General features: G+C 40.1%; 9 protein-coding genes, 1 tRNA gene and 1 pseudogene. 10 read left to right on the forward strand and 1 reads right to left on the reverse strand.

Features of this window, described 5'->3' with window-relative positions; all coding sequences use genetic code 11:
• Positions 1-18: 18 nt before the first annotated feature.
• The 3 genes from C4S60_RS22865 (at position 19) to C4S60_RS22875 (ending at position 2937) form a co-directional block, all read left to right on the forward strand.
• Positions 19-95 (forward strand) — tRNA-Val (locus C4S60_RS22865).
• 769 nt (positions 96-864) lie between these two features.
• Positions 865-1968 (forward strand): HNH endonuclease, encoded by a 1104-nt coding sequence (locus C4S60_RS22870; protein ID WP_103882785.1) that lies wholly within the window; start codon positions 865-867, stop codon positions 1966-1968.
• A 42-nt stretch (positions 1969-2010) separates the two neighbouring features.
• The gene (locus C4S60_RS22875; protein WP_103882786.1) at positions 2011-2937 is read left to right on the forward strand and encodes a hypothetical protein; all 927 of its coding nucleotides are present in this window, start codon (positions 2011-2013) and stop codon (positions 2935-2937) included.
• A gap of 199 nt (positions 2938-3136) precedes the next feature.
• On the opposite strand, the pseudogene C4S60_RS22880 reads toward C4S60_RS22875, so the two are convergent.
• Positions 3137-4225: pseudogene (locus tag C4S60_RS22880) on the reverse strand (IS3 family transposase).
• A 442-nt stretch (positions 4226-4667) separates the two neighbouring features.
• On the opposite strand from C4S60_RS22880, the gene C4S60_RS22885 reads away from it, so the two are divergent.
• The 7 genes from C4S60_RS22885 to cas2 are packed head-to-tail and all read left to right on the forward strand — an operon-like array spanning position 4668 to position 12656.
• Positions 4668-7151: a CRISPR-associated helicase/endonuclease Cas3 gene (locus tag C4S60_RS22885; RefSeq protein ID WP_103882788.1), complete on the forward strand. Its 2484-nt coding sequence runs from the start codon at positions 4668-4670 to the stop codon at positions 7149-7151.
• A 31-nt stretch (positions 7152-7182) separates the two neighbouring features.
• Positions 7183-7890 (forward strand): type I-C CRISPR-associated protein Cas5c, encoded by a 708-nt coding sequence (cas5c, locus tag C4S60_RS22890; RefSeq protein WP_103882790.1) that lies wholly within the window; start codon positions 7183-7185, stop codon positions 7888-7890.
• On the forward strand, positions 7887-9812 hold the full coding sequence (cas8c, locus tag C4S60_RS22895; RefSeq protein WP_103882792.1) for a type I-C CRISPR-associated protein Cas8c/Csd1: 1926 nt from the start codon (positions 7887-7889) through the stop codon (positions 9810-9812). Before cas5c ends, cas8c begins: the two co-directional genes overlap by 4 nt.
• Before the next feature lie 16 nt (positions 9813-9828).
• The gene (gene cas7c / locus C4S60_RS22900) at positions 9829-10698 is read left to right on the forward strand and encodes a type I-C CRISPR-associated protein Cas7/Csd2 (RefSeq protein ID WP_103882793.1); all 870 of its coding nucleotides are present in this window, start codon (positions 9829-9831) and stop codon (positions 10696-10698) included.
• A complete protein-coding gene (gene cas4, locus C4S60_RS22905; protein ID WP_103882794.1) occupies positions 10698-11321 on the forward strand; it encodes a CRISPR-associated protein Cas4 in 624 nt (207 codons plus the stop codon). Before cas7c ends, cas4 begins: the two co-directional genes overlap by 1 nt.
• On the forward strand, positions 11318-12349 hold the full coding sequence (gene cas1c, locus C4S60_RS22910) for a type I-C CRISPR-associated endonuclease Cas1c (RefSeq protein ID WP_103882796.1): 1032 nt from the start codon (positions 11318-11320) through the stop codon (positions 12347-12349). Before cas4 ends, cas1c begins: the two co-directional genes overlap by 4 nt.
• A 13-nt stretch (positions 12350-12362) precedes the next feature.
• Entirely contained in the window at positions 12363-12656 is a 294-nt protein-coding gene (gene cas2, locus C4S60_RS22915) for a CRISPR-associated endonuclease Cas2 (protein WP_103882798.1), read from the forward strand.
• The last annotated feature ends 218 nt before the right edge of the window (positions 12657-12874 follow it).

The raw sequence follows: 12874 nt of genomic DNA on the forward strand, positions 1-12874 counted from the left end.
AGAATGGAACAAAAATTTGGGTCCGTAGCTCAGTTGGTTAGAGTACTACCTTGACATGGTAGGGGTCGGCGATTCGAGTTCGCCCGGACCCACCAAATTTAAACACAAAGCCCGCTAATCAGCGGGCTTTGTTGTATCTGGCGTTTAGTGATTTCTATCTACTTCCAACAATCACAATCCTCTCCGCTAAGCCCTTTAATTGATAAATTGGAAGTGAATAAATAGGCGTATCTTATTCATTGGCTAGCTGTTGATTACTATGTTGGTGGGCACGAATGGGCACGGCTGTGCCCATTCGTGCCCAAAATGCTCCACCCAACCCACAGATTTTTGCGTCTCTGTTTGTGCCCAAAATTATGATGGGAGTCATGTTTGTTAAGAGACTTAAAAATTTGATGTAGTGTTTTATCCCAGCTCGAATTCAGTCATGCACTCTTGTCAAGTCATCAATTTCACTTACCCAATTCATGATTCACAATCAGCCGAAGTTTGCCTCACAAAGCTAATATTAAAGTGATAATACTTATGCAGTAAAAATGACTCTGGGGTCGGAGGTCTCACCTCGGCGTGCTAACTTGCTTTGGTATCGATAAGAATTCTTTAGAGTTGCTGCTCTAAATCACCTTTGCCCCAAAATCGTTTAGATTAAATACTCTTCCGCACTTCGAGGACGTGTGTTTTCCATACTAAAAGTTATCCGAACTCAGCACATCCAGAAATTATGCCCTCACAGTGTAGTCTAACTTCTTAACTTGCTCACTAAGTCATTGATTATTTGTTGAAGGTTTAAACGAAAGATCGCATTATATATGTAAAATATGGCTTAGAGCTGTATAGAAAGCGTTATGTTTTTACGGAAAGATTATGGCAAAAAGAGATAATTTCACTCCAACGACTAAAAAAATCATGGCTGAGCGTGTGGCATGGCGTTGTAGTTTTCCAAATTGCGGAAAGATTACTATTGGCCCCCGAATGGGTGAAAATGAGAATGATAAATCCCTTAATTTAGGGGAAGCTGCTCATATAGTTGCCGCAGCTGAAGATGGTCCTCGCTATGATTCTAATACAACACCAGAATATCGGAAGTCGATTGATAATGGCATTTGGATGTGTCGTGCTCATGCTCGATTTATTGATACTGATTACAAAGAGTTTTCTGTTGAAACATTAAGGCTGTGGAAGCTAGAGGCGGAAGAAAAAGCATATCGTGCACTTAGTTTACAAGATAACTATCAGTTTAGTTCAAAAAGCACACTAATTGCATTAGGTTTTGAAGCAGTTTTCGAAGGTACATGGGAAGCTGTAGATAAGAATGAGTGGACATTTAAAGTTAAGCAGTTCATCGAAGGTAACTCTTCTAAGTTAAAAGATTACGCTGACAATTATGGCTCAATTGATTGTAACCAAAAATTTATTTCTGTTGTTTCACAAGGTGATGCTCGAGTTATCCAAGAGCCAATAAGTATTCAATATCTCGATGATGGTTCTGAGCTGATATCGGTTCGTATTGCTCCCAAAGTTATTGCTTCGTTGCCAGAGAATTCAGGAATGGATTTCATGCTAGGTGAAGATGGAGATATAGTCTTAGAAGGTGGCGATATTAAAATGGTCACAGGAGTAGATAAAGCTATTCAAAGTATAAGTACAGCTGCAAGTATGCAATATGGAGAATGGTTTGCTGATAGGACTGCAGGTTCATTTATAGCTCAGTATTACAACAAATATAAATCAAATGTTGCCTTGCTTAATCAATTGATAAAGTTGGAGTTTATTCGACTGTCGTTAGTTCCTCGTACAACATCAGAAGGTAAACTTGTCAAACCGCCTCTTAACTTCATAAAAGAAGTCAAAACTGCCAATCTAAAAGCGATTGCACTGAAAAATTCAAGTACAGTTGTTACTTTGAGCCTTGTGCTTGGTAATGGTGATGAATGGAATGGCGATCAAACGGTGTATATAGGAACATAATAAATCGATATGCTTTAGCATCAATATTAGGAATAGATAACAATGTATTGGCTTAGGTTTCTGCCGTATTTGAGTTTGGGTCTAGCGACAGTAGCGTGTTTTCTTCTCGCTGAATTTGTGAAAAGTGAAGATTTAAGTTCGGTTTTAACTTCCGTTGCATCCAACGGTGTGTTTTTCTTTGTAGCCTATCTTTTTTATGACGTTATACGTCAAAAGGTGCTTAGAAAAGAGCAAGGTTATATACATGAGCACATAAAGCGTCAATTGGCAGGGTGCATTTTTAACTACCTGTATTTTATTAAAAAAGTAATATATGGGTACAATCTTGACACAAATACCATCGATAATATTTTAGGGATTGTAAAACTTGAGCAACACGAATTAAAAAACCACGTGGCAAATCAAAGCTACTTGGGGTTTCAAATATTCAAGCTAACAAATGAAGTACGTGACTTATTTGATGAAATTAATGGTGATGCTATATTTCTCAAGTTCTCTTCGCACTTGGATTCGGTTAATTTGTTGAAAATATCAAATAATTTGCAATCACTGGAGCGTATTTGTCGAGATACCAATAATTTTACGCTGTGTGCAGAAAAGGGGATCGAGTTTAAGGTTATCGACGGTAGAAGCCTCAACCCTGATAATGATGATAAGCTACTACTCATAAAAAACACTGCACATGAATCTCGTTTTGTTGTTTACGATAGCGGTTATTTTGAGCTGCCAGATTATGAACTTTTATTAAATCGTTACGTTTTAAAAGCTGAAGCCGCCGAGGAAATTTCTAATTTAATGAAGGCAACTTTAACGCTTATGAAACCTTGGCTACCTAATATGGGTAACGTTCATGGTTCTGAGAGAAAGTTCCGCATTATCAGAGGATTCTTCAACGAGAAAACAGACGTAGCAAATAATAAAAGTAACCTGTACGTCGCAGATATCATCGAAGTTCAAAAACGCATATAACAAGGTTTCAAGATACTTTTTCTAATCTTCAATTAACAATTTAGTGTATTTATACTAAACCATTTTTGTCCAGAGACGTGTTATAACACCATGCTTTGGGACAAGAGCGAGCTGGGTGTTCTGCATTATGTCAGAGTTTTTCAAATACGTCTGCGCCCAATGGTGGGTTCAGATGACGAGCATTGATAAAATTGATCACTTAACAACGTTCATGCTTTGCTAAATACTCCCAAGGAGTCAGGTTGTGGAGTGAATCATGAGGGCGCTCATCGTTGTATTCCATCATGCATTTTTCTGTCAGTTCTCGGACTTTGCTCAGGGTTTTAAATACGTACATGTTGAGTATTTCTGTCCGATAGGTTCGGTTAAATAGTTCAATGTAAGAGTTCTCCGTTGGTTTGCCTGGGCGGATAAACTCCAGCTCAACCTTGTTCTCTTCCGCCCACTCAGCCAGAGCGGTTGAAATAAATTCAGGACCATTGTCCATGCGCAGTTTACTGGGCAGCTCTCGCTAGGCAATAATACGCTCTAGTACCCTTATGATGCGTGGCACTGGCAGATTTAAATCCACTTCAATCGCCAGTACCCCGAGGTTGAAGTCGTCCACGACATTGAAGGTACGAAAGCGCCTGCCGCAAGTTAATGAGTCACTCATGAAGTCGATAGACCAATAACTATTGATCCACTCTGGGCATACTAGCGACGCTGGATTTCGTTTAGGTAGGCGCTTTTACCCTTGCGCCGTAGGTTTAACTTGAGTGAAAAGTACACACGATAGAGTCGTTTATGGTTCCACCGATATCCCCAACGCCTAATCACTTTAAATAATTTGCCAAATCTATACGCAGGATACCGGTTTGCTGCTTCCTGCAATTTCGCTATAACCTCGTCATCTCGATGAGGATCAGGTCGATAGCGATAGACAGAGTCGCTAATGCCAACTGCGGGGCAGGCCATTCGTAAACTGGCCTGATATTGTTTGCGAGCATAATCGACAAGCTCGCGCTTAACCGCTGGCGCTACAACTTTTTTTTTCCAGAATATCTTTAACGATTCAGTGCTCGAGATTGAGGTCAGCAAACATTTGTTTGAGCCTGCGATTCTCATCTTCGAGCTCTTTTAGTCTTTTAACATCAGACGCTTTCATACCACCGTATTTCGATTTCCAGTTGTAGTATGTGGCATCAGAGATGCCATATTCCCGACAGACTTCGTTGACCTTTCGGCCTGCTTTCACTTTACTCAGGATTTTTACGACTTGTGTCTCTGTGTAGCGTGATTTTTTCATCATGTGTTCTCCGTTTGTTCCAGCGTAAACGGAAAAATGCTAATTACTAGCGACCGGCTTTTTTGGGAGGGTTACAGTATCAACCACAACAACTCAATGTGAATACTATCGATCATCACTTCATTTTTCTCTTATGTAAGTTACTACTGCGAAGCAGTGAGACACATGCGTCATAGAGGTGCGACTCTAAAACGTAATAGCTCTTTTCAATATATGGGGTGGTCAAGCACATTGATACACACTACGAATGTGACAGCATGAATTTTGACAACCTTCACTAAATTAGTAGGTTTATATTGACCAACACTTTCTAATGTTAGAGTTTATATGAAACTAATGGCAATATATTTGGCATAACCGATGATTATGATAATTGAGAGATCAGCAATGAAATATCAGCCTTACATTACAGAAAAATTATTAAGTCGTGGGGCTGGTGAAGATGGCTAATTTAAGCCCTACTAAATCATATATCGCCCATCCAGATTTTGAACATGGTCAACACCAAAGTGTTAAGCAACACTTACTATCAGTGGCTGAACTTGCCGCCAACCTAGCCACAAAGTTAGGCTTTTCAGAGCAAGGTCGATTGATTGGTTTAATGCATGATTTTGGCAAATTCAGTAGTTCATTTCAAAATTACATGCGACTGATTGTTGCTGAGCAAACAGGTTATAATCCAGATAATGATGAGGGGAATGCTGAAAGCTCAACGAGTAAAAGACTAAAAGGTAAAATTGACCACTCAAGTGCAGGCGCACAATGGGTATTCAAGACTCTGTGGCCATACTTAGGAAAATTACAGCAACAAGACCAAGCGCTTGCACCTTATGGCTTAGCTTTTACTCAAGCACTAAGCATTTGTATAGCCTCACACCATAGTGGGCTGATTGATAGTTTGTCAGAAAATGAAAATGTTTTTGTAAATCGAATAAAAAAGGCAGATGAATTAACCCATCAGAATGAATGCATTAAAAATGCAGATCCAGAGTTGCTCGCAGAAGCACATTCATTGGCAAGTTTTCAGTTTATTTTAGAAAGCAGCCAACAGCTTAAATACATGCTTAATAAGTTCGATCTTTCAGCCGTTGAGCATGATTATTACCTTGGAATGTTTACCAAAATGCTGTTTAGTTGCTTAATTGATGCTGACCGAATAGACAGTGCTGACTTTGAGCAACCAAGTAACAAACCAGAACGTTTTAAACAGCCAGATTGGGCGTTTGCTTGCGATAAAGTTGAAGATTTTATTGCCCAGTTTGAACAAGCTAATCCAATCGATCATATTCGAGCTGAAATATCAGATAATTGTTTTCAACGTGCGCAAGATGAAACAGGAATATACAGTCTAACCGTGCCAACGGGGGGCGGTAAAACATATGCTAGCCTGCGCTTTGCTTTGCATCATGCCCAAAGGCACAACTTAGATAGGATCATTTACATAATCCCATTCACATCGATCATCGAACAAAATGCCAATGCCATTCGTGGGGTTTTAGATGAGGTGAATGCCGATGATTGGGTTTTAGAGCATCACTCAAGCCTAGAGCCAGAGCAACAAACGTGGCGCTCAAAACTTGCTTGTGAAAATTGGGATAAACCCATAGTGCTTACAACCATGGTGCAGTTTCTTGAAAGCATGTTTGCAAGTGGTACGCGTGGTTCAAGACGTATGCACCAACTCAGCAATGCTGTGCTGGTATTTGATGAAATTCAAACACTCCCTATTCGTTGTGTGCATTTATTCAACAACACCATTAATTATTTAACGCGTTTTTGTAATACCACAGCGCTTATGTGTACTGCCACGCAACCGTTACTCAATCAGTTGCCCGAGCAAATAACGCAGTTTGGCGTACTGCAACTACCACTCGAAAATGAACTTACTCCAAATATCGACAAGCTCTATCAACAGCTCGAACGAGTGAGTTTAAAAAATCTTACCAAAAAAGAAGGTTGGAATGAGGCTAAAATCACTGAGCTAGTGCAACAACAATTGTCAGCCGTAAAAAGCTGTTTAGTGATTGTAAATACCAAGGCGTGGGCACAAACTTTATTTCAAACTTTGCAAAACCAAATTTCTGATGAAACAAAAATCTTTCATTTAAGTACCGGCATGTGTTCGGCGCATCGTAAACAAATTTTAGATGAAGTCAGAGCGCGTTTATCAGGTGGGCAAGCTACTTTGTGCATTAGTACCCAGCTTATTGAGGCTGGGGTTGATGTTGATTTTGGATGCGTTATTCGATTTGTTGCAGGCCTTGATTCAATCGCCCAAGCAGCAGGGCGTTGTAACCGAAATGGCAAGCAGCAGAAAGGCCATGTATTTGTGCTTAATCCCGCCCAAGAAAATGTTGGCATGCTACACGATATTAAAACAGGTATTGCAGCTACAAACAGAGTATTTACCGAGTTTGCCGAAGAGGATTTGCTTAAACCAGAGGCAATAAATCGCTATTTCCAATACTACTTTTATGAACGCCACAAAGAGATGACCTATCCAATTAAGCAAGGCCAAAACATCCTTAGTTTTTTAAGCAACAATGAATATATTGGTCCTTTGAGAAAGAATAATCGGTTTGTTTTAAACCAGTCTTTTATGACGGCTGCAAAACAGTTTAAAGCCATTGATGCACCTGTGCATTCAGTAATAGTGCCATTCGATGAAGAAGCTCAAAGCATAATCACGCAGTTATGTGCGCTTGATAAATGCTTTGATGCAGCAAATTATCGTAGCTTGTTAAAAGCCGCACAAAAGTACAGTGTGAATATATTTCCCAATGTTTGGAAAAAACTCAATGAACAGCAGGCTGTGTACCCAATTTCGCAAGACGAAGCCGTATTTTATTTGAGCGAAGAGTTTTACAGCCAAGATTTTGGTTTGAGTTTAGAAGTGACGAACGCTAAGCAAGATTTAATTTTTTAAAAGCAACCATGTTTTTAACAAGGAGAGCCATGTGAAAAACAGTATTAGTTTTAGATTATGGGGCAGGTATGCATTATTTACCGACCCTATAACGAAAGTAGGAGGTGAAAAGTGTACCTATCACATTCCCACCTACGAGGCGATTAAAGGGGTTTTAAAATCAATCTATTGGAAGCCAACACTTATTTGGCATGTTGATAGAGTAAGGGTAATTAAACCACTACGTACTCAAACCAAAGGCACCAAGCCTTTAAACTGGGGGGGCGGTAATGAACTTGCTTATTACACCTTTTTGCACGATGTCGAATACCAAATTGAAGCGCATTTTGAATGGAATGAATATCGACCAGAGCTTGCGAAAGACCGAGTCGATGGTAAGCATTTCGCTATTGTAAAGCGCATGCTTGAAAAGGGCGGACGACAAGACATCTTCCTGGGCACTCGCGATTGCCAAGGATATGTTGAACCCTGTGTATTTGGTGAAGGCGAAGGTGCTTACGACGATATTGACGAACTTGGCTTTGGATTAATGTTCCACAGTTTTGGCTACCCAGATGAAACTGGAAACAATGAACTGATCAGCCGTTTTTGGCATAGTGTGATGAAAAACGGGGTAATAGAATACCCTAGAGTTGATGCTAAGGAACTTAAATCTAAATTTGTAAGAGCAATGGTGGCTAAGAATTTTGAGTTAGAAAGTAATTTGCTACCTGTTGAAAAGTTGGAGGCCGAAATATGAATCTTGTTTCGGCATTAGCAAATAGTTATGAGGCGTTAGTTGAGCAATATCCCGAGGATATCTGGTTAGTAAGCCATGTTAAAAAGCAAGCCCATATTGAAGTCGCAATTGATATGCAAGGAAGGCTAATCCCTTCATTAACTAAGTTACTTGAAGGTAACGAAGCCAAGACTTTAATACCCGTAACAGAAAGTTCTGCAAACCGTTCAGGAGCTAAAATAGCACCGCACCCATTGTGTGAAGAGTTAAGTTATATCGCAAAAGACTTACCTAATTTGAAACAGGAAAAGTATGCCGCGTATATGGAACAATTGAATGATTGGTGTAACTCTGAATATTCCACTCCAAAATTGCTAGCTATCAGGAATTATTTAGAAGAAGGAACTGTTTTTAAAGACCTGTCAGAACTGTTTGAATTGCCTATAAAGTACCGTAATGAATCGGGCAAAAACACACCAATAAAAGTTGATAAAACATTTATTCGTTGGGCTGTTGTAGCTCCAAAAATCCTTGATACTTCAACGCAAAGCGACAAAGAGATTATTGAAAGTTGGCAGAGATATGAAGCTAGATTTGGTGAAACTGATTTTTGTTTTTTAGATGCTAAATCGGTGAGGTGTGCAACTCGTCACCCTCGATTTTTGAGGAGTAGTGCCGATGGTGCAAAAATCATATCCTCAAATGACAGTAGTGGCTTTACATACCTAGGTAAATTCACTGATGCAAACCAAGTTGCAAATATTAGTTACCTAAACAGTCAAAAAGCACATAGCTCTCTTCGTTGTTTAATTGAAAAACAAGGGGTAAAGATCAAACAAAAGGGTAATGAACCTTTAGTTTTTGTATCTTGGTCGCCTCGTGGGAAGCCCATACCAGAACCTACCGAACCAGATTTTAATGACTTAGCCAGTTTCTTAGACGAAACAGACAGCGTAGATCACACACAAGATCTAGGCCGCACATACGCTAATCAGCTAAAACGTTACTTTAACGGCATAAAAACTAAAAACCAGCTCGATGATAACGATCAAATTGCGTTGCTAGGGCTAGATTCCGCCACGCCTGGGCGAATGGGCATTTTGTATTATCGTGAAACCATCGCCAAAGAGTTTTTAGCGCGATTAGAACAATGGCAACGTGATCTTGGCTGGCAACAAAGAGTCAAAATCAATGAGCAGTGGCAATGGGTTAACAGTGCTCCGAGTTTATACAGGGTGCTTGATGGTGTATACGGCGATGTACTTAAATCAGCAGATACCTTGAAGAAAAACCTCATTACCCGTTTATACCCGACTATTGTCGAGGGAAAACCTCTTCCGCAAGACATCATGCAAAGCGCGTTTCATCGCGCAATTAACCGTGTTGCTTATAAATCAGATAAAACTGGTAAATCAGAACATTGGTTACAAAATTTAGGCATCACCTGCTCACTGATCAAAGGGTTTTATACCCGAACCACTAATTCAACTATTCAAAAGGAATACCCAATGGCATTACAACAAGAGAATGCCAGTCGCGACTATTTGTTTGGTCGTTTACTGGCGGTAGCAAATAAGGTTGAAAAAATAGCGCTCTCAAAAAGCGAAGCAAACCGTTTAACAACGGCAGAGCGTTTTATGACGCAATTTGTTAATAGACCATCGTCAACTTGGTTAAACATCACTAATGCTCTAGTGCCTTATCAGCAACGATTATTTAATAGCTACCAAGGCTACGATACCGCAAGTAAAACGCTTATCAGCCAAATTACCGATATGTTTGAACCTGCTGACTTTACTTCTAACCAAAAGCTAAGCCCTGAATTTTTGCTTGGTTTTCATAACCAAATGATGTGGTTAGAAACCCATAGTATTGAAAAAGGCCAATGGGTTAAAAAAGTTACTGCTGAACATGCAACAGAATCACTAGAAGAAACAGTTTAAGAAAAGGAACATCACTATGTCATTACAAAATAAAATCGATTTTGCATTAATTTTTAACGTATTAAACGCCAACCCAAATGGTGATCCACTTAATGGCAACCGCCCGCGCACAGACTACGATGGCTTTGGTGAAATTACCGATGTGTGTTTAAAGCGTAAAATTCGTGACCGTTTACAAGAAGCAGGCGAGAGCATTTTTGTTCAATCGGATGAAAAGAAAACCGATGGTATGACAAGCTTACGTAATCGCGCTGAATCTGACGAGTTTGGCCTAGGCAAAGACGCATTCAACAGTAAAAAAACAGCACCAACTGAAGCTGCTAAATTATGCTGTGAAAAATGGCTTGATGTACGAACATTCGGGCAAGTGTTTGCGTTTAAAGGCACAGGCTCTGATGGTGTATCAATTCCAATTCGTGGTCCTTTAACTATTCAAAGTGCTTTTAGTATCGAGCCTGTGAGCATTACCAGCACGCAAATTACCAAGAGTGTTAGTGGCGAAGGAGATGGCACTAAAAAGTCTTCAGACACTATGGGTATGAAACACCGAGTAGACAAAGCAACTTATGTGGCTTTTGGAGCTATGACGCCACAATTGGCTGAAAAAACTGGTTTCACCAATGAAGATGCTGACAAGATTAAAAATGTGTTGGTAAAACTTTTTGAAGGTGATGCATCATCGGCTCGTCCTGAAGGTTCAATGGGTATTTCGCATCTTGTTTGGTGGCAGCACGATTCAAAATCAGGTCAATATTCTTCTGCAAAAGTACACAAAACGCTTCGAGAACATATTGAGAAAGGATTGCCGCTAGAAACCTCGGCACTTAACGATTCTCTTGTTAGTGCATTGCAAGGCTTAGAGCCTGAAGTTATCGAAGGCTTCTAATGTTGGGTGCTCGTCTAGTCAATATTTCCGCTCTTCAGCACTTTGCTTTTTGTCAGCGTCAATGTGCGTTGATCCACCTTGAGCAAGTTTGGCAAGAAAACTTTCTAACCGCCCACGGGCGACAGTTGCATGAGCGGGTAGACAATGGCGAGCCAGAAACACGCAAAGGCGTGCGATATGAACGTGGCGTAGTAGTCTCTGCGCCGCAACTAGGCTTAACAGGCAAACTCGATTTGCTAGAACACCATAAAGCAAGTTATCAATATATCCCCGTTGAATATAAGCGCGGTAAGCCAAAAGTAAACGATATCGATAAAGTACAGCTCTGCGCACAAGCGCTGTGTATAGAAGAAATGCTAGCTATTGAAGTTAAACTGGGTACGCTCTGGTATTGGCAAACACGAAAACGCATTGAAATTGAACTCGACACAAACTTGCGAATGCAAACTAAAGATTTAATAGCGCAAGTACAACAACTATTTATAAACGGCAGAACACCTTCCCCGACTATAGGAAAGCACTGTAAAGCTTGTTCGCTCAGTGAAATTTGTCAGCCCGAATTAACTCATCACGATGCTTCGAACCGTTATATACAAGCATTATTCAACACGGAGGGGGAATGAAAAAACTACAAAACTCGCTTTATATCACCAAAGATGGCGTGTATTTGCACAAACAACGGGAAACCCTGTTGATTGAGCAAAAAGTCAAAGGTGAAAAGCAAAAACTGATGCAACTCCCCATACATTCAATAGGCAGTATATTTTGCTTTGGCAACATTATGGTTTCACCGCAGTTGTTAGGGTTTTGTGGTGAAAATGGCACACACTTGGCCTTTTTCGATATGCATGGCCATTTTTTAGCAAACGTGGTTGGCAAACAATCAGGTAACGTCCTTTTGCGAAGACAGCAATTTAGTGTTGATGAGATTGCTGCAAATGAATTGGCCAAACATATAGTTGCCGCCAAGATACGATCATCTCGCATGTTATTATTGCGTTTTAGACGTAACCACACGAGCACACCGCAAATAGAAAAAGCGATTCAACGCTTAAAACAAATTATTGAGCAGTTAAAAGACGTTAGCGAATATGACAAGTTGCTTGGCTTAGAAGGGGAGGCTGCATCTCATTACTTTGCGGCGTTTGGTGATATGTTTAAAGGTAATACTAACAAACAACTATTTAATCATCGTACCCGCAGGCCACCTAAAGATCCGGTGAATGCAGTGATTTCATTGTTATATTCAGTACTTGGACAAGAAATAAGTGGCGCATTGCAAGGTGTTGGCTTAGATCCGCAAGTTGGCTTTTTACATAAAGAAAGACCCGGCAGGAATAGCCTAGCACTTGATCTCCTAGAAGAGTTTAGAGCTTATATCGTAGATAGCGTTGCACTTAAGTTATTTAACAACCAAACCCTTACTGATAAAGGCTTTGTGACCGACAGCCTCGGTGGCGTAACTTTAAAAGACGACGCAAGAAAGCTCGTATTTCAAGCATATCAAGCGAAAAAGCAAGAAGAAGTGACGCATCCTTTCATGCAAGAAAAGGTACAAATCGGTTTACTACCACATATACAAGCCATGCTATTAGCTAGACATTTTCGTGGTGATTTAGCGCATTATCCACCTTTTGCAATTAAAAAATAGGGGAGTGAGATTGATGATGGTATTAGTCACCTACGATGTATCGTTCAACAGTGAAGATGGGCAAAAGCGGCTCAGACAACTAGCTAAAACATGCTTAGATTACGGCGTCCGTGTCCAATACTCTGTGTTTGAATGTGAAATAGATTCAACACAATGGTTGGCATTTAAAGATGAGCTGCTATCGATTTATGATCCAGAAGTAGACAGCCTTCGCTTTTATAAGCTTGGCAAGAATTGGCAGCACAAAGTTGAACATCATGGTGCCAAAGTCGCTTTGGATATTTTCAGAGATCCTCTAATTTTATAATCGCTACGGCTTTGTTCTCATGAAAATGCAGGGGTTCTAGCGCTGTTGTAAGCTCTTTAAAAATATAGAATTATCTAATTAAAAAATATTATCCCCCATCGGATCTAGTGAGGTTTGCTTTCGGTTAGCGGATTTAACTAGATTATGTTAGGTTATATGCGCCTTTGAACAAAGGCTGTCGCGCCTCCCGCAGGCGCGTGGATTGAAACAGCTAACTA

Source organism: Vibrio hangzhouensis (genome assembly GCF_900107935.1).
GTDB lineage: Bacteria > Pseudomonadota > Gammaproteobacteria > Enterobacterales > Vibrionaceae > Vibrio > Vibrio hangzhouensis.